This window comes from Proteus vulgaris (assembly GCF_016239305.1).
GTDB lineage: Bacteria > Pseudomonadota > Gammaproteobacteria > Enterobacterales > Enterobacteriaceae > Proteus > Proteus vulgaris_C.
In genome coordinates this window covers 1-17,555 of the sequence record NZ_JAEHOQ010000024.1, presented here as the reverse complement: position 1 = coordinate 17,555, position 17,555 = coordinate 1, and the positions used below count along the sequence as shown (strand labels likewise).

Annotated in this window: 15 protein-coding genes and 1 pseudogene; 6 read left to right on the top strand and 10 right to left on the bottom strand. The window is 39.2% G+C overall.

The features are described from left to right. Positions 1 to 31: 31 nt before the first annotated feature. The 3 genes from JEP40_RS15775 to glpT form a co-directional block, all read right to left on the bottom strand. Positions 32 to 589 (bottom strand): LemA family protein, encoded by a 558-nt coding sequence (locus JEP40_RS15775; protein WP_198624324.1) that lies wholly within the window; start codon positions 587 to 589, stop codon positions 32 to 34. A gap of 277 nt (positions 590 to 866) precedes the next feature. Next, positions 867 to 1,946, bottom strand: a complete 1,080-nt coding sequence (glpQ, locus tag JEP40_RS15770) for a glycerophosphodiester phosphodiesterase (RefSeq protein WP_198624323.1) — start codon at positions 1,944 to 1,946, stop codon at positions 867 to 869. A gap of 134 nt (positions 1,947 to 2,080) precedes the next feature. Next, on the bottom strand, positions 2,081 to 3,433 hold the full coding sequence (gene glpT / locus JEP40_RS15765; protein ID WP_198624322.1) for a glycerol-3-phosphate transporter: 1,353 nt from the start codon (positions 3,431 to 3,433) through the stop codon (positions 2,081 to 2,083). A gap of 380 nt (positions 3,434 to 3,813) precedes the next feature. On the opposite strand from glpT, the gene glpA reads away from it, so the two are divergent. The 3 genes from glpA to glpC are packed head-to-tail and all read left to right on the top strand — an operon-like array spanning position 3,814 to position 7,959. Then, positions 3,814 to 5,472 (top strand): anaerobic glycerol-3-phosphate dehydrogenase subunit A, encoded by a 1,659-nt coding sequence (gene glpA / locus JEP40_RS15760; RefSeq protein ID WP_198624321.1) that lies wholly within the window; start codon positions 3,814 to 3,816, stop codon positions 5,470 to 5,472. Continuing rightward, complete coding sequence (gene glpB, locus JEP40_RS15755) at positions 5,462 to 6,769, top strand: glycerol-3-phosphate dehydrogenase subunit GlpB (protein WP_198624320.1); 1,308 nt, start codon at positions 5,462 to 5,464, stop codon at positions 6,767 to 6,769. The genes glpA and glpB overlap by 11 nt, the downstream gene beginning before the upstream one ends. Then, positions 6,766 to 7,959, top strand: coding sequence for an anaerobic glycerol-3-phosphate dehydrogenase subunit GlpC (gene glpC / locus JEP40_RS15750; protein WP_109409219.1), 1,194 nt, complete (start codon positions 6,766 to 6,768; stop codon positions 7,957 to 7,959). Before glpB ends, glpC begins: the two co-directional genes overlap by 4 nt. Positions 7,960 to 8,139: 180 nt before the next feature. On the opposite strand, the gene JEP40_RS15745 is transcribed toward glpC, so the two are convergent. The 3 genes from JEP40_RS15745 to JEP40_RS15735 all read right to left on the bottom strand — a co-directional run bounded on the left by JEP40_RS15745 (position 8,140) and on the right by JEP40_RS15735 (position 11,488). Continuing rightward, positions 8,140 to 9,285 carry a phosphoenolpyruvate-utilizing N-terminal domain-containing protein gene (locus tag JEP40_RS15745; RefSeq protein ID WP_198624319.1) on the bottom strand — a complete coding sequence of 382 codons (1,146 nt, stop codon included), beginning with the start codon at positions 9,283 to 9,285 and terminating at the stop codon, positions 8,140 to 8,142. Positions 9,286 to 9,344: 59 nt separating this feature from the next. Beyond that, on the bottom strand, positions 9,345 to 10,448 hold the full coding sequence (locus JEP40_RS15740; RefSeq protein ID WP_198624318.1) for a glycerol dehydrogenase: 1,104 nt from the start codon (positions 10,446 to 10,448) through the stop codon (positions 9,345 to 9,347). A gap of 365 nt (positions 10,449 to 10,813) precedes the next feature. Next, a complete protein-coding gene (locus tag JEP40_RS15735; RefSeq protein WP_198624317.1) occupies positions 10,814 to 11,488 on the bottom strand; it encodes a 7-cyano-7-deazaguanine/7-aminomethyl-7-deazaguanine transporter in 675 nt (224 codons plus the stop codon). 205 nt (positions 11,489 to 11,693) lie between these two features. Here JEP40_RS15735 and tusA point away from each other — a divergent pair, with 205 nt between their 5' ends. Beyond that, the gene (gene tusA / locus JEP40_RS15730) at positions 11,694 to 11,948 is read left to right on the top strand and encodes a sulfurtransferase TusA (protein WP_036933135.1); all 255 of its coding nucleotides are present in this window, start codon (positions 11,694 to 11,696) and stop codon (positions 11,946 to 11,948) included. Positions 11,949 to 12,037: 89 nt separating this feature from the next. Here tusA and JEP40_RS15725 read toward each other — a convergent pair whose 3' ends face one another. Further along, entirely contained in the window at positions 12,038 to 14,404 is a 2,367-nt protein-coding gene (locus JEP40_RS15725; RefSeq protein WP_198624316.1) for a zinc/cadmium/mercury/lead-transporting ATPase, read from the bottom strand. Positions 14,405 to 14,583: 179 nt separating this feature from the next. Beyond that, positions 14,584 to 15,210, bottom strand: a complete 627-nt coding sequence (locus tag JEP40_RS15720) for a lysoplasmalogenase (protein WP_198624315.1) — start codon at positions 15,208 to 15,210, stop codon at positions 14,584 to 14,586. Between the two features lie 147 nt (positions 15,211 to 15,357). On the opposite strand from JEP40_RS15720, the gene JEP40_RS15715 reads away from it, so the two are divergent. Continuing rightward, positions 15,358 to 15,744, top strand: coding sequence for a DUF2500 family protein (locus JEP40_RS15715; protein WP_198624314.1), 387 nt, complete (start codon positions 15,358 to 15,360; stop codon positions 15,742 to 15,744). Between the two features lie 80 nt (positions 15,745 to 15,824). Here the strand turns inward: JEP40_RS15715 and JEP40_RS15710 are convergent, their stop codons facing one another. Both JEP40_RS15710 and rsmD read right to left on the bottom strand, forming a co-directional pair. Then, on the bottom strand, positions 15,825 to 16,121 hold the full coding sequence (locus JEP40_RS15710) for a DUF1145 family protein (protein WP_198624313.1): 297 nt from the start codon (positions 16,119 to 16,121) through the stop codon (positions 15,825 to 15,827). A 17-nt stretch (positions 16,122 to 16,138) separates the two neighbouring features. Further along, positions 16,139 to 16,723 carry a 16S rRNA (guanine(966)-N(2))-methyltransferase gene (gene rsmD / locus JEP40_RS15705; RefSeq protein ID WP_198624312.1) on the bottom strand — a complete coding sequence of 195 codons (585 nt, stop codon included), beginning with the start codon at positions 16,721 to 16,723 and terminating at the stop codon, positions 16,139 to 16,141. A gap of 228 nt (positions 16,724 to 16,951) precedes the next feature. On the opposite strand from rsmD, the pseudogene JEP40_RS15700 reads away from it, so the two are divergent. Then, positions 16,952 to 17,555, top strand: a pseudogene (locus JEP40_RS15700) (trichohyalin-plectin-homology domain domain-containing protein); the annotation flags it as partial.

Below are 17,555 nucleotides of genomic sequence, written 5' to 3'. Positions count from 1 at the left end.
TCTATCCTTAATGCGGTTATTTAACTTACTGTTATTTAAAATTAATACCTTCAAATTTCATTTCTTCTTTCGGTATTTCTAATAATTGCATACGTTCAAAGCGGAAAAGGCCGGCAATTAAGCTATCAGGAAACATCTCTATTGCGGTGTTGTAGTGAGTCGTTGCATCATTAAAGCCTTCACGACGTTGAGCAATTTTATTTTCTACATCACTAACACCTGTTTGAAGTAATGCTAATTGTTCGCCTGAAATTAACGTAGGATAATTTTCAGCAAGCGCAATCATGCCACGCAATGCGGTATTCATCTCATTTGATGCGCTGATTTTTTCATTAATGTTTTGAGCTTTAAAATAGCGTTGTCTTGCGTCGCTTAATGCAATAAATACACTTTTTTCGTGCTCCATGGCTTTTTCAGCTACCGCCATTAATTGAGGAATTTGGTCTGCACGCTGTTTTAAAATAACATCAATATTCGCAAATTGATTACTGACTTGGTTACGTGTCGCAATAAGACGGTTATAAATTGAAATACCCCAACTAATAAAAAGAACGATAAGAACAAGTAAAATAATGGCCATTATTGTCATTGTGATCCCTTCTTCTAAATATTTAATAAATGATGATAGCTAACTTAAAAAGTTATTTTGGTTTTTTAATTAAATTATTAAGGTAATTTAGAGAAAGACGAAGAAATATACAATCAGAAAGGGCGCAAATATCCTACTCTTTCATAAGAAAAAGTAGGATAAAGTCTATAATCGTTATTTTTCAAGTTGCAGGATTGTTGACTGTACTTAGCTAGTCGGGTTACACCATTTATCTTTGTTCCCCGACTACCTTCTCTTGTCACCTACTGTACTCGAATTATTTAGCTTGTTTTTGTAAAAACTTAACTCCTAAATCAGGGAAGTCAGTAAAGACACCTTCCGCCCCCGCTTGGTTATAAATGATGTCGTACAGTTGATCACCATCTTTTGCGTATTTAGGAAGTTTATCAATACGTACTGTAAATGGATGAATGGCCAGTTTATTAGCGTGAGCATCTGCCGCCATACCTGTTAAGGTGATTTTTTCTGGCGTTGAGTTTTCTTCTACTAACATATGGTAATCAGGGCCAATTCCATCAGCATAAGTGGCAATCTCTTTCATTGCACCAGGCTTAAACATCCACTCATAGCTGTAATTTGTCCATGTTCCATCAGGCTGTTTCTCATAAGTCTCATTCCAGTCGGTATAAGCAATTAACTGAACGAGTTTTAAGTCCATGCCCATTTTTGGCATTAATTCTGTTTTGATGCGTTTTAGGTCGTTAGCATCGAATGATTGCAGATAAACATTGTCGGTTTTTTTTGTATAACCGTACTGTTTAAGTACTTCCAGTACTTTGGTGGTAATGTCTTTACCTTCTTGCTCATGGAACCAAGGGGCTTTAATTTCAGGATAAATGCCGATATCTTGGCCTGTGGATTTATTTAAACCTTGAATAAATTCAATTTCTTCTTGGAAAGTATGTACACGAAAATCCGATTGACCCATAGGGAAACGGTTTGGGTAACTTTGGACTTTTTTACCGTCAACAATGTCGAAACCTTCAGTAAATTTTAGCCCTTTGATTTCCTCAAGTGTGAAGTCGATGGCATAGTAACGGCCATCTTTTCTTGCTCTATCAGGATAACGCTCAGCCACATCTGTCACACGATCAAGATAGTGATCATGTAAGACAACTAATTCGTTATCTTTTGTCATCACTAAATCTTGTTCTAGATAATCTGCGCCTTGACCATACGCCAATGCTTTAGCAGGTAGAGTATGTTCAGGCAAATAACCACTTGCACCACGGTGAGCGATAACAACTTTATCACTTGCCGCTTGTGCGATTGCACTTAAGGATAGAGTTAAAAGAACGCCTGCAACTAACGGTTTTATTCTAAAAGATGTACTCATAAAGCTGCTCCATTTTAATTCTACGTACAATAAAGTTATGTACAGTTGGCAATAAAAAAGCCACATCAAAAGAGCTGATGTGGCTTATTTTTAGAGACGAGATTTAACTAATTTCATAAATAATCAGTTAGCAATTATTCATACTTCTGAAGCATTTCACGTTTGTGTTTGGTTTCAGTAACCATCACGATAAGTAATAACACAACAGACAGTGCACTACCGCCGATCATGACCATAAAGCCACCATCCCAGCCGAAGTAGTCAACTGTATAACCTACGATAGCACTCGCCGCAACAGAACCACCTAAGTAACCGAATAGACCGGTAAAGCCAGCTGCTGTACCTGCTGCTTTTTTCGGTGCAAGCTCAAGCGCATGCAGACCAATCAACATAACAGGACCATAGATTAAGAAACCGATGATTAACATACACGCCATATCAACACTTGGGTTACCCGCTGGGTTCATCCAGAATACGATAGTCGCGATAGTTACTAAGGTCATGAAGAACACACCTGTTGCACCACGGTTACCTCTGAACACTTTATCCGACATCCAACCACACAGCAGTGTGCCTGGAATACCCGCGTATTCGTATAAGAAGTAAGCCCATGATGATTTATCCATAGCGAAGTCTTTTACTTCACGCAGATAAGTTGGTGACCAGTCCAGAACACCGTAACGCAGTAAATAAACGAACACGTTCGCGATTGCAATCATCCACAGAAGTTTGTTAGGGAACACATACTTCATAAAGATTTCTTTTGCAGTCAGTTCTTGTTCGTCAGTTTCTTTATAATCAGGTGGGTAGTCATTTTTGTACTCTTCAATAGGTGGAAGACCACAAGATTGAGGTGTATCGCGCATTAATGCGAATGCAATCATAGCAACTAAGATTGCTGCAAATGCTGGCATATATAATGCTGCTTTCCAGTCATTAAACCACGCCATACCTAGTAAAAATAGTAATGGAGGTAAGCCACCACCGACGTTATGTGCACAGTTCCAAATAGAAACGATACCGCCACGTTCTTTCTGTGACCACCAGTGAACCATGGTACGTCCACAAGGAGGCCAACCCATACCTTGGAACCAACCACAAAGGAACAACAGAACGAACATAATCATAATGCTCGAAGTTGCCCATGGCACAAAGCCCATAAATAGCATCACTAAGGACGCTAAAATAAGACCTGCTGGTAAGAAATAACGTGGGTTAGCGCGGTCAGAGAATGAACCCATGATAAACTTAGAAAAACCGTAAGCAATCGAGATCCCTGATAAAGCAAAGCCCAGATCACCTCTAGAAAATCCCTCATCGATAAGGTAAGGCATTGCTAACGCAAAGTTTTTTCTTACTAAATAATAAGCAGCGTAACCGAAGAAAATCCCCATAAAGATCTGCCAGCGTAGGCGACGATAGACGGGATCTATCTGCTCTTTTGGCAAACGCGCTTTATGTGGCGCAGGTCTAAACAGACTTAACATATTAGCCTCCGATGGCTTTTATTTTAATATGTTGATATTAAATAATGACAAAACGAACAGTGAAATTATCAAAAAATTTTCTTTAACGAACTTAATAGTAAACTTATACAATCAAATTTACTGTGAGGTATTACTCAGTTGTCGAATAATTTTTCAAGATGTGCAATTTTGAGTGATATGTTAACTTTATCAAATACTTTTTGTTAAATAATTTGTGATTGGTATCACATATGTGGTTTTAATCTTTCTCTCATGAGCGTTTCTCTTTCGTTTTTGCTCATTATCAAACATTAGCCACACTTTTTGTGTATCTTATACACTATAATTAACGCTAAAGAATAATTAAGCGTTTGCTGAATGTAATGTGAGAGGGCATCTCTATGATGAGCGGTTCACCAGTGACAGAAACAGATGTCATTATTATTGGCGGAGGAGCAACCGGTGCAGGCATGGCAAGAGACTGTGCACGCCGTGGATTACGTTGCGTCCTGCTTGAAAGACACGATATTGCAACCGGTGCAACCGGTCGAAATCATGGGTTGTTACACAGTGGTGCGCGTTATGCAGTAACCGATCCTGAATCAGCGCGTGAGTGTATTGAAGAGAATATGATCTTAAAACGGGTCGCTCGTCATTGTGTAGAAAAGACGGATGGTCTTTTTATTACCCTACCTGAAGATTCTTTAGAGTTTCAACAGACTTTTATTCAAGCTTGCCAAGCCGCAGGTATTGATGCTCAAGCGATTTCACCCGAAGAAGCTATTCGCTTAGAGCCCTCTGTTAACCCAAATTTAATCGGTGCAGTTAAAGTGCCTGATGGCACAGTCGATCCGTTTCGTTTAACTGCAGCAAATATGTTAGATGCTCGCGAACATGGGGCACAAGTCCTGACTTACCATGAGGTCGTTGGCCTGATTCGAGAAGGTGATCGTGTTAAAGGTGTCAAAGTTTACGATCATCAAACGAAAAGAATGTATGAAATTCGCGCGCAAATTGTGGCGAATGCTGGCGGTATTTGGGGACAAAAAATTGCTGAATACGGTGAATTAAAAGTTCGAATGTTCCCAGCAAAAGGTGCATTACTGATTTTGGGTCATCGCATTAACAATATGGTGATCAACCGTTGTCGTAAACCTGCGGATGCCGATATCTTAGTGCCTGGCGATACGATTTCATTAATTGGTACAACTTCAACACGTGTACCTTACGATGAAATTGACAATATGTATGTCACCCCTGAAGAAGTCGATATTCTTATTCGTGAAGGTTCAATGTTAGCGCCAAAACTGGCTCAAACTCGAATTCTACGTGCTTATGCTGGTGTACGTCCTTTAGTTGCAAGTGATGATGATCCATCAGGTCGTAATGTTAGCCGTGGTATTGTTTTACTCGACCATGCGCAACGTGATGGATTAGAAGGCTTTATTACCATTACGGGCGGTAAATTAATGACTTACCGTTTAATGGCTGAATGGGCGACAGATAAAATCTGCGAAAAATTGAATGTCTCTGCAAAATGTACAACTGCAGAAGAGGCATTACCTGGCTCTCGTCAATCTGCGGAGCAAGCATTACGTAGTGTTGTTTCATTACCTGCACCAATTCGTGGTTCAGCAGTTTATCGACATGGTGATTTAGCGAATAAATTACTGAGCAATGAACGTATTGATAAAAGCTTAGTGTGCGAATGTGAAGCGGTAACCGCGGCTGAAGTTCGCTATGCGGTTAACTCTTTAACAGTTAATAACTTACTTGATTTGCGTCGTCGTACTCGTGTGGGTATGGGAACTTGCCAAGGTGAACTTTGTGCTTGTCGTGCTGCTGGGTTATTAAACCGTTTACAAGTCACTACTCCTCACGAATCAGAGCAGCAACTCGCTCATTTCCTGAATGAACGTTGGAAAGGCATTCGACCAATTGCTTGGGGCAATGCATTACGTGAAAGTGAATTTACCAGTTGGGTTTATCAAGGTTTATGTGGTTTAGATGCAGATATGATTGAAAAAACAGCTTCAGCGGAGGCAGATAATGAAATTTGACGTCATCATTATAGGTAGCGGACTGGCAGGATTAACTGCTGGTATTCGTCTTGCCGAAGCCGGTAAGTCTTGTGCAATCATTAGTAATGGTCAAAGTGCGTTGCATTTTTCATCAGGCTCACTGGATTTATTAACTCATCTTCCTGATGGAACACCAGTGACTCATCCTAAAAAAGCACTGGCAACGTTAGCAGAGTTAGCGCCAAAACACCCTTATAGTCGTATTGGTGAAATACAAGTTTCAACTTTAATTGAACAAGCTCAGGCGTTGTTGGCAAGTACAAGCGGTCTTGAGTATCAAGGTAATGGTGATGAAAACCATTATCGTATTACGCCAGTAGGGCGCTCTCGTATGAGTTGGATGAGTCCAAAGCGAGTTCCTATTCATGGTATTGATAAAGCATTGCCGTGGAAAAAGCTGGCCGTAGTAGGAATTGAAGGTTTCTTAGATTTTCAACCACAATTTGCAAGCAATACGCTTAATGAGCAAGGTGTTGAAGCTATTCCTTATCATATCCACTTACCGTTATTAGATAGATTGCGTGATAATCCTAGTGAGTTTAGAGCTGTTAATATTGCGCGTTACTTAGATAAACCTGAAAATACACAAGCGTTAGCTGATGAACTGAAAAAGCATGTTGATGATAGTGTTGAAGCGATTATTTTACCTGCATGTATTGGACTTGATGCAGAAGAGCCGGTGACATTACTGCAACAGTTAGTAGGTAAACCGATTTGTCTATTACCAACATTGCCACCTTCTCTATTAGGAATTCGTCTACATCAAGCATTAAAACTGCGTTTTCAAAAAGCGGGCGGTTTAATTATGCCAGGTGATCGCGCGGAGGAAGTTGACTTAGTGGGTAACACTGTTACAGGCGTTCACACTAGAAATCACACTGATATTCCTATTCGTAGTGAGCATGTAGTGTTAGCTACAGGAAGCTTTTTCAATAATGGACTAATTGCTGAATTCGATCGTGTTTATGAGCCTTTAATGGAGCTCGATTTGTTAGAGGCATTACCTCGTAATGAGTGGACACAAGAGAATGTCTTTGCGAAACAGCCTTATATGCGCTTTGGTGTTAATACCGATAGCCAATTAAGACCTATGAAATATGGTGAAGTATTAGACAATGTCTATGCTGTGGGCGCTGTGTTAGGTGGATTTGATCCGCTAAATGAAGGTTGTGGTGCTGGTGTTTCAATGATTAGTGCTCTTTATGCCGCGCAACAAATTTTACAGCATCATAAATCAGAGCAGACCACATCTGCGGTTGTGGAGGCAGCACAATGAGTTTACAAGATAACAGTTTTGAAGCTTGCATTAAGTGTACAGTTTGTACAACTTACTGCCCTGTTGCAAAAGTGAATCCTCTTTATCCTGGTCCTAAACAAGCAGGCCCTGATGGTGAGCGTTTACGCTTAAAAGATCCGATGCTTTATGATGAAGCATTGAAATATTGCACTAACTGTAAGCGTTGTGAAGTCGCATGCCCGTCAGATGTAAAAATTGGTGATATCATTTCGCGTGCGAAACTGAACTACAATACCAAAACACCTAAAATTCGTGATGCTATTTTAAGTCATACGGATTTAATGGGAACATTATCAACGCCAATGGCGCCGATAGTAAATACCATTACAGGATTAAAACCTGTCCGTAAAATCTTGGATAAAGCGCTTAAAATCGATCATCGTCGTGAATTACCAAAATACTCTTTTGGTACATTTAGAACATGGATGAAAAAACAAGTTGAAGAGCAGGCACGCTTTAAAGATCAAGTTGCCTTTTTCCATGGTTGTTACGCTAACTATAACCACCCACAATTAGGGAAAGATTTAGTTAAAGTATTCAACAAAATGGAGATTGGCGTTCAGTTATTAAAACGTGAAAAATGCTGTGGTGTTGCATTAATTGCCAATGGTTTTGTTAAACAAGCCAAAAAACAAGCTGCCGTAAACCTTGAGTCTCTGACAGAAAAAATTGTTGAAAACAATATTCCTGTCGTTGCAACATCATCAACCTGTACTTTCACTATTCGTGATGAATATGAACATATCCTTGATGTTGATACATCAAAAGTACGTGAAAATATCGAATTAGCGACACGTTATATTTATCGCTTACTAGAAGAAGGTCGTGAATTACCACTGAAACATACCCCGTTAAAAGTGGCATATCACACTCCTTGTCATATGGAAAAAATGGGATGGACCGCATATTCCATTGATTTAATTAAACGTATCCCTGGCGTTGAGGTGATTGTTCTTGATTCTCAATGCTGTGGTATCGCCGGAACTTACGGTTTTAAATCTGAAAACTACGATGTTGCTCAAGGCATTGGGGCGGGCTTATTCCGTCAAATTGAAGAGAGTGGTTGTGATTTAGTTATTACAGACTGCGAAACCTGTAAATGGCAAATTGAGATGTCAACGACGAAAAAATGTGAACACCCCATTAGTTTATTGGCAAGAGCATTATAAGTATTGCCTATTAGATAATAAAAAAGTAATTGATTACTAAGATAACAAGCAACTAGGGAGTAAAAGAGGATCTTTTATTCCCTTTTTTTATTTTTAATAAAAAATGTGTGAAATATAAGAGAATAAGGAAATTAAATAACCTGATATTGTGGAGCTCAGGTTATTGAAATACTTTCATTTTTAATGAGAAATATAAGTGTTTTGATAAAGCCAAATATTTTGAACTTTTTTAAGTGTGATATTTTGCCCATCAGTCAGCGATAATGCCTGCTTGCCTGCCTCATTAATAATGGGGATATCTAATGCATTCGCTAATACAGTTGTGTTAGATAGTGGATTCCCATGACTTAATAAAATCCCTTTAATATTATGGGTATCAAGTGAGATTAATGTTGATGGATGAAGCTGTTTTGTCACTAGAATAGCATTGGGATAAGGAGGGGGAGTTATTGGTGGTGGTGCTGACGTCAAATAGCGTAGTAATCGAGATAAAATATCATCTAAATCACTTTCTCTGGCACGCATATTATCATCATCCATTTGTGCGTAAGTGTCTATTAAGTCAATAAATGTCTGTTGCAGAGCAAACTCAGCATTACAGTGATGTTTACTGATCATACTACACACCGTTAGTTGTAATTCTGTATTTTCTAATAGGAAACGATGACTAGAAAAAATATGAGCATATTGTTCGCCAATCTTGCGATAGGTTTCTTCGGTTAACCAATCTATATCTTTTTTCGAACGCTCAATCGCTTTAATTAAACGTTTCTGTTCTTCGAGTAATAAATGAGAAGATATTTTTTTTCTTTGAATAACAAAGCGATGATAAGGGTAGAGCCAAACAGGTGCAGTGATAGTTCTGATAGGTTCGTAATTGGTATTCTTGGGGTGAATATTAAAATTAGGTAGATTTTCACCTAATTGGAGTTTCTTAATCGTAATTGTTTTGTGAGCCGCTTTTTCTGCTTCTTCAAGAGAAGCGCCAAGCGCAATACTATTGGCTGCAGCTAGTGTTCCCTCAACAATAGGAGCAGAGCTTAGTGCTACATTAGCTGCAACGGTATGTTCGAGATTAGCGATTGCAAGAGCTGCATTTTGCGCTGAATGATAAGTATCGAGTAAAACGAGTACACCTTGCTTGCTATAACACTTTTTAATTGCTGTAAGTATCGTTTCTGGAGACACTTCATTTGTGAGATCTAAAGGTGTTTGATTATTGGTCGCAATGGCAATTTTTACTTGGCGATCTACAGTCTGATTAACGAGTTCTTTAATACCATTGGCGAGCGTAAGGCTCTTTGAAACTAATACGATACTGACCATAAAGCACCCTTTTTTGTAAATGCAAACAGGGAGATAAACACTCCCTGTTTACTCAGGCTTTAATAAAGCCATTCCCGTCCTAATTGGTCGGCAGTTAAAATTGCGGCATAAACCTTATCTGAATCAACATCAAATGGCATGTTATAAATGGTCTCTCCTTCAGCACAACTTAACTCTGCCACCGCCATGATCTTTTCATTCAGCTCATCACCTGTGGCATTGATACCTAATTCTTCTAAGGTGACAGGTAATCCCACTAAAATACAGAAGTCGAGAAATTCTTCTAATTCTTCTAATGGGCTATTTTCTAACACTAATTGCACTAATGTACCAAAAGCAACTTTTTCGCCATGGTACATAGAGTGACACTCTTCTAATGCCGTAAATCCATTATGAATGGCATGAGCAGCAGCAAGGCCCGCACTTTCGAAGCCAATACCACTTAGGAATGTATTGGCTTCGATAATATTTTCGACTGCCGTTGTACAAACGCCTCGGCTAACAGACAGTTTTGCTTTATAGCCATCTTCTAAGAGAGTGTTATAGCAAAGTTCAGCCAAAGCAAGTGCTGCAAGCGTTGATTTCCCTCCCGCCATAGTTTGTTTTTGCGCGTTGCTACAGGCTCTTGCTTCAAAGTAAGTTGCTAAAGCATCACCCATACCTGCAACTAATAAACGGGCAGGCGCAGAAGCGATAACATTGGTATCCATAACAACCACATCAGGGTTGGTTGGGTAAAATAGATAACTATCAAATGCACCGAGTTCTGTATAAATAACAGAAAGGGCACTGGTTGGTGCATCAGTGGAGGCAATGGTAGGGGATATCACAACAGGGAGCTGGCATTTATAAGCAACAGCCTTGGCAGTATCGAGTGTTTTACCACCACCAACGCCGATGATCACAAGCGATGCTTGGGCTTTTGCGAGTTCGGATAAACGATTAATTTCGTTATGTGTACACTCACCATTAAACAGTTCAAAATGCCCATTAACTTCGTATTGAGACATACTGTCTTTAACGGTACTGCCTACTAATTCCATGACAAATTTATCAGCAATGATCAATGCTCTATTGCCAAAAGGCTTCGCGTACTTACCGATATGAAATAACGCATCAGGCCCTTGAATATATTTAGCGGGGGATTGAATAACTTTTAACATAATAGACTCCTACTATTCGCAAAAGAGAGTAAAAAATCCTTATGGTGAGGCTCGTCATCCCAACAGACAGATAACAATATGGAGACGATCCAAGAATACATTAACAGTTTAATAGGTGAATAAAATAATTTATTGTAAATAATTAATAGATTTTATATTAGCATGCAAAAAACAGCGTAATAATGATATTTAAGCAATATTTTGTGGGTTGCTTAACTAATCATGCTAATTAATTACGTTACGAAATATTTACGAGAAATAACAAATGATTCTAATCAGAATAAAGCTTCATAAAATTAAGTTATGAAGCTTTATTATTTGAATAATGACATTAATATCATTATTTTTTTGCGAGGTGTGCCAGATTATGAACGAATTTCAGCATAATCTTGTTTTTGATTTTCTTGTGCAAAAAAATGACGCAAAATGAAATTCAATAGAACACCATAAGCAGGCAAGAAAAAAAGCATACAAATGGTTAATTTAAACACATAGTCCACTAAGGCGATTTCTACCCAATTTTCTGCCATAAAAGCATCAGTGCTACGGTAAAACGCAATAAAGAAGAACGCCAGCGTGTCGAGTAAATTACCAAAGAACATTGCTGCACTTGGCGCAACCCACCATTTTTGCTGTTGTCTTAAGCGATTAAAGACAGACACATCCATGATTTGACCTAGCACATAAGCCATAAAGCTTGCTGTTGCGATCCTTGCCACCATGATATTGAAATCACTTAGTGAAGCAAAACCCTGCCAACTTCCTTGGAAAAAGAGCGTTGAGATCAGGTAAGAGATTGCTAATGCAGGTAGCATAACGGCGGTAATAATGCGTCTGGCAAGTGGTGCGCCATAAATACGAACCGTTAAATCTGTCGCCAGAAAAATAAACGGAAAAGTAAAGGCGCCCCAAGTGGTATGGAAACCAAAAATGGAGATAGGTAACTGCACAAGATAGTTACTTGATGTAATTATCAATATATGGAACAAAGAAAGCCATAACAGCGCCACCGCTTTTTGGCGGGGAGTAAACGTATACATAAATTGTACCTTTTTAATGATTGGGGTGAGGGAACCCAATAAAACAGTGATTTCTCTCTTAAATGAGAGGATGCGCATAATACGCTGGTTGCGCAACAAAAGCAAAGGTTAGGGGGAAAATCCCTTTGTATTTAATGTGCCGTGATGTGAACACGAAAGCGAGATATAATAGTGCTATCTGTCAGTATAAAAAATGGTTAATAGAATGAATGCTCAATTTGACGATGCAACTAAAACATTAGATACGCTAGGACTACGCTGTCCTGAGCCAGTGATGTTAGTGCGTAAAACCATAAGAAATATGGCATTAGGCGAGACGCTATTAGTGATTGCTGATGATCCTGCTACGGTGCGTGATATTCCCGGCTTTTGCCGCTTTATGGAACATGATTTATTAAATCAAGAGACGCAATCTGCACCTTATCGTTATCTTATTCGTAAAAAAGAGAGCAATTTGTAACTTATGCTGTAAATATTGCTTATCTTCGTGCTAAAAAATAACCCAAACTCCAGATTGACTGAGGTTTGGGTTTTGTTATTTTAGTGTGCTTACTCTTTATTTGATGCGTTAATTTTTACTCTTAACAGTCTTACCGCATTGGCTGTAACCAGTGCTGTTGCACCGGAGTCTGCAAGAACTGCAACCCAAAGCCCGGTGATACCTAATAAACTTGTCACTAAGAATATAGCTTTTAAGCCCAGTGCTATCGTAATGTTTTCACGAATAATTTTACGAGTAGCGCGAGATAGCTTAATAATTTCAGGTAAGCCCGTTAAACGGTTATGCGTCAAGGCTGCATCAGCAGTTTCAAGTGCAACGTCAGTACCGCTTCCCATTGCAACACCAATGGTTGCTGCCTTCATTGCTGGCGCATCATTGATACCATCACCTACCATCATGGTGTTATGTGTTTTGCTGATTTCCATTACTGAAGTAACTTTATCTTCAGGTAGTAATCCTGCTCGGAAATCCATACCCAGTTTTTTCGCAATAGCCGCGGCTGCTCTTGGATTATCACCCGTTAGCATTACGGCATTGATGTTCATCTCTTTCAATAACTTCATTGATTCAACTGCATCACTGCGTAAGGTATCTTGCATAGCAATAACACCGATAAGCTGACTCTCTTTCAATACGACAACAACAGTTTTGCCCTCGTCTTCAAGGCGTGCAACTTCTTGTTGCCACTGAGAAGAGAGTGATGTGACTTCTGATAACTGAGAAGGCGCACTTACTAGCACATGTTGGTTATTTAAATAACCTTCAATTCCTTTACCCGCTAAGGCTTTGCGATCTTCAGCTTCAACAACAAGCACACCGTTTTCTTGCGCCTTATTGATAATAGCTTTTGCTAATGGATGATGAGAGCCAATTTCTACGGATGATGCAAAAGTCAGGACATCTTGTTCATTAAATCCTGTTTCAGCTACAACATCAGTAACTTGAGGTTTCCCTTCTGTTAATGTGCCGGTTTTATCTAATGCGATAGTATTAACTGTGCCTAACTGTTCTAATGCAGCACCACCTTTGATCAGTGCTCCGCGTTTAGTTGCTGCCGCTAATGCTGAAGTGATTGCTGCAGGTGTTGAGATAACTAAAGCACAAGGACAACCAATCAGTAATAGTGTTAAACCGCGATAAATCCATGTTTCCCAAGGTTGTGAGAACAACAGTGGTGGAACAATAATAACCAGTGCAGAGAACAGCATAATCGCAGGAGTATAATAACGACTAAAGCGGTCAATAAAACGTTCAATGGGGGCTCTACGCTCTTCAGCTTCTTCAATCAATTGCAAAATACGGTCAATAGCATTTTGCCCTTGTTCAGATACCACTTTCATTTGCACTGATCTATCAACAGATAAACAACCTGCAGCTACTTTTTCGCCTTGCAAACGCTCTACTGGCACGGATTCACCCGTTAATGCACTTTCATCAAAACTTGCAAATGCACTGACTAATTCCGCATCCGTTGGTAAACGTGAACCTGGGGCAATTTCGATAATATCGCCGGGGCGCAGTTGCGCAACAGGAACCGTTTGTTTTTTGCCGTCTTTGACTAATGTCGCTTCTTCTGGCACTAGCGCCATTAACGCACTTACACCACGACGAGCACGGCCTGCGGCGTAAGACTCTAACATTTCGCCAATCATAAACAGCAAAATAACCATTGCTGCTTCTTCGGTAGCATTAATAAATAGCGCACCAATTGCGGCAACGCTCATCAATGTTTCGATAGCAAACGGTGTACCACTGCGAATAAGTTGTAAGGACTTTTTCACAATGGGGAATAAACCAATTAAGGTTGTTGCAATAAAGGCGGCGCGACCCGCTTGAGGATCAATAAACTCTGCACCCCAGCTAATTGCCATTAAAAGAGCCAATACGATAACAAATGAACTTTCTTTTAAAAGACTTTGCTTGGTGACTTTTTGAGATTGAGGTGAGGTGAGATCAAAAAGCTCAAAGCCTGCATTGTTAATTGCGGCAATGACATCAGAGCGTAAGTCACTATCCGCATCAACAACCAATTTTTCGGTGGCAAAAAGCACTTTTGCTTGTTTTACACCTGCGACTTTGAGTGCTGCAGTTTCAATTTTTTGAGCGCAGCTTGGGCAATCCATTCCTTGTACTTTCCAGCTAAAGCGTTGTTGTGCCACTTTTTCTGGCTCAATGTTAGAAACAGGGGCGTTGATATCACAGCTTCCATGAGCATGGTTATGCCCATCATGGCTATGTTCGTGGTGGTGCTCATCCTCGCATTCAGGATCACTTTTATCTATCTTGGTATGAGAATGCCCGCTTTCAGTATGTGAGTGCGTACTATTCTCTGTGTGGCCTGAACAGCATTGAGAACTTGAGCAACAAGCATCGGTATGTTTATGGTTATCGTGTTGATGAGCATGTTTAGTCATAACTGGCTCTCCTTGTTCAACGAAGTAAAGTCTAAAGTCATTTATTTAATAAGTACTTTACAGCTTGGAGTAGAGTCCAGAGTCAAGGTGTGGGACAGAAATTAATTGACAAAAAGTGCGAATTAAATTGGAAATCTAACCCCTTGATTTAAATATTTAAACCAAGGGGTTAATGAAAACTAAAGGAATAAGGCTCTAACAATAAAGAAATGCCCAATAAAATAACAGGCACTGACAAGCCCTTTCGAGGCTGAAAATGAGAAGCGGAAGCGATTGATTAGCCATATTGAGTAAGCGATTACTAACAATAATGCGCCGATCATCACTGATAAGTTATAATCATTACTTAAGTAGAAGAATTTTTCACCAGCAACCCAGAACATAGCAAATGCGGCTAATAAAGTTAGAGTAGCTGGAATGGCTAATTTATCGAGCTTAGTCCAAACAATTGCTAGAATGATAATGAAAGCAAGAATAACAAATCCAAGTAAAGGAAGATAAAACGAGAGTTGTAATGGGAGTAAAAAGCTCACCATATAAAGTATGTAGCTTAGAAAAATCAATGCAAAAGACGGTAGTAAATACTTACCATCAAATATTCTTAGGATATCAGAAAGTAGTGTCGCTAATAACGCACCTACAATAAGGTAGCTATTAATATTGTGTTCGGGAACTTGCCATGCCCAAAGTAATAAAAGAAGTAGCGTGATAGGACGGAATAACCATCGTTGCCAATTCGGCCCACGATATGCCGCATCAATATAAAGCCATCCGGAGAATAATACCGCGAGAAAAGGCCAACTCATAATATCTTCCTTATATTCAGAACTGTTTTATTATTCATAACAGAAAGCTTAATTTAAGAATAGCGGTTAATGACGAAACTGACGGACTTATTAAAATAATATAAAGCACACTGCTTTTTAATCCATATAACGATAGGAATTAATGTAATGAATAAAGCAGCGATTATCGGTATTGCAGTACTGATCATTATTATCGCATCCGCAACTTATCGTTTTTTTGAACAGAGAAAACAACGAATAAGTGACGATAACTCACCTGTAAAACTTTATATGGTTGAAGTTATTGATAAAAAAGAAGTTGTGGCAAATGAACGACGCTCAAGAGAAAATGATGTGAATGGCCCAGAAACAACACATTATTATCAAGTGACTTTTCGTTTAACTACTGATGAACGTAAAGATTTAGTCTTGAATATTGATAAATCATCTTATCAAAATATCGAACCTGAAATGAAAGGACGTTTATTTATGCAAGGCAGTCGTTTTGTACAATTTGAAACAGATATGCCAATCGATGAGCAAAGTAATAAATAAGCGAAAGTGCTTATAAGATTGGCAACCTCTGGGGTGGATGGGTAACCCCAGATAATTGCGAGGATATACGAAGATTACGGTTATTGTTTCACTTTATTTTTCTGTTTTTCTTCGTATTCTTTTCGTAACTCTTTTTGTATTTTTAATAACTCAAAAATACCAAAGAAGAAAATACGAAATTGTAACCCAGTGGAGGGTTTTTGATCTTTAGGTTGCCCTGCTTTATACATGATAATTTGTAATCCATGCATAATTACCATAAAAATCAATGCAATATCCATAAAATATTTTAATGGCTTAGGAAAAGGGGAAATAATATTTAAAAATAAAAAGCCCCAAACGCCGATCATTAAAAATCGGCCAAAAAAGATTAACATAACAGCTCCATAAAAAATTAAGCAGATAAACTGCGAATATAAAGGCGATACGCAACTTGCCCTGCGATCTTTTCTCTATGCAATGTCCAATGGATTGGCAGTGTATAAGTCTGTGCTTTAACTTCTTCCTCAATATAAATATAGCAATTTTGTGCCAACCAACCGTTATTTTCTAATAATTGGACAGTGTCAGACAACATGCCTTTATGAAAAGGAGGATCTAAGAAAACCACATTATAAGGCGTGCCTTGTTTTGCGAGAAAAGATAATGCGCTGTCTTGAATAACATGTCCATTATCAGCATTAAGTAAGGTTAAATTTGCAGTGATTTGTTGGGCAACAGGGCGCTCATATTCGATAAAAGTCGTTTCACGAGCATAGCGAGAAAGAGCCTCAATTCCCAAGCCACCACTACCGGCAAAACAATCGAGACAGCGAGCATCTTGAATGATGGGCATAAGCCAATTAAAGAGTGTTTCTTTCACTCTATCTGTTGTTGGTCGTAATCCTTGGCTATCGAGAACAGGAAGTTTACGACCACGCCATTTACCCCCAATTATTCTAATTTGTCCCATTGGGGCTTTTTGTGGTTTTTTGGCCATATTATTTTTATTTATATCGTTTAAACGTGATTTCTGGAGTGTTTTTTTGAATAAGGGATCTATGTCTATTGATATCTTGATGACTTCCCTTGATTTAATCCGGAATAATTTACCATAAAATTCGTATAAAAGATGCGTTTATCCATGATCAAATGATAGACTTCATTATTATTTTCAATATCGTCAATGTAATCGCGCCATGATTTAGTGCGAGGAGTTTAGTAGCTAATGGCAAAAGAAAAAAAAGGTTTTTTCTCGTGGCTCGGTTTTGGGCGTAACAAAGAAGAAAATATTGAGCAAGAGAAAGAACAGCAACGCTTAGAAGAAGAGCGTTTAGAAAAAGAACGTTTGGCAAAAGAAGCACAAGAAGAAGCTATTCGCCAAACAGAACTAAAAGCTGAACAGGAACGTTTAGAAGCAGAGCGCCAAGAAGCGCAACGTGTTGTGCAAGATAGATTGGCACAAGAAGCTGAAAAACACCGTTTAGAACAAGAGAAAGCACAGCGCCAAGCTGAAATAGACGCAGAACAGGCACGTCTAGACGCAGAACAGGCACGTCTAGAAGCAGAGCATGCAGAACAAGCACGTCTGGCTCAAGAAGCGCAAGCAGAACTTAAAGCAGAACAAGAACGTTTAGAAGCCCAGCGCCAAGAAGCCGAACGCGCAGAACAAGAACGTCTGGCTCAAGAAGCCGAAGCCCAGCGTTTAGCGCAAGAAGAAGCGCAACGCCAAGCAGAACTTAAAGCAGAGCAAGAACGTTTAGAAGCCCAGCGCCAAGAAGCCGAACGCGCAGAACAAGCACGTCTGGCTCAAGAAGCCGAAGCCCAGCGTT

Bases quoted from the DNA above. Each gene is read 5' to 3' on its own strand.
- glpB (WP_198624320.1), top strand. From the start codon at position 5,462: ATGAAATTTGACGTCATCATTATAGGTAGCGGACTGGCAGGATTAACT.
- JEP40_RS15745 (WP_198624319.1), bottom strand. From the start codon at position 9,285: ATGGTCAGTATCGTATTAGTTTCAAAGAGCCTTACGCTCGCCAATGGT.
- JEP40_RS15720 (WP_198624315.1), bottom strand. From the start codon at position 15,210: ATGAGTTGGCCTTTTCTCGCGGTATTATTCTCCGGATGGCTTTATATT.
- glpC (WP_109409219.1), top strand. From the start codon at position 6,766: ATGAGTTTACAAGATAACAGTTTTGAAGCTTGCATTAAGTGTACAGTT.
- JEP40_RS15725 (WP_198624316.1), bottom strand. From the start codon at position 14,404: ATGACTAAACATGCTCATCAACACGATAACCATAAACATACCGATGCT.
- JEP40_RS15715 (WP_198624314.1), top strand. From the start codon at position 15,358: ATGAATAAAGCAGCGATTATCGGTATTGCAGTACTGATCATTATTATC.
- glpA (WP_198624321.1), top strand. From the start codon at position 3,814: ATGATGAGCGGTTCACCAGTGACAGAAACAGATGTCATTATTATTGGC.
- JEP40_RS15710 (WP_198624313.1), bottom strand. From the start codon at position 16,121: ATGTTAATCTTTTTTGGCCGATTTTTAATGATCGGCGTTTGGGGCTTT.
- glpQ (WP_198624323.1), bottom strand. From the start codon at position 1,946: ATGAGTACATCTTTTAGAATAAAACCGTTAGTTGCAGGCGTTCTTTTA.
- JEP40_RS15740 (WP_198624318.1), bottom strand. From the start codon at position 10,448: ATGTTAAAAGTTATTCAATCCCCCGCTAAATATATTCAAGGGCCTGAT.
- JEP40_RS15735 (WP_198624317.1), bottom strand. From the start codon at position 11,488: ATGTATACGTTTACTCCCCGCCAAAAAGCGGTGGCGCTGTTATGGCTT.
- tusA (WP_036933135.1), top strand. From the start codon at position 11,694: ATGAATGCTCAATTTGACGATGCAACTAAAACATTAGATACGCTAGGA.
- glpT (WP_198624322.1), bottom strand. From the start codon at position 3,433: ATGTTAAGTCTGTTTAGACCTGCGCCACATAAAGCGCGTTTGCCAAAA.
- rsmD (WP_198624312.1), bottom strand. From the start codon at position 16,723: ATGGCCAAAAAACCACAAAAAGCCCCAATGGGACAAATTAGAATAATT.
- JEP40_RS15775 (WP_198624324.1), bottom strand. From the start codon at position 589: ATGACAATAATGGCCATTATTTTACTTGTTCTTATCGTTCTTTTTATT.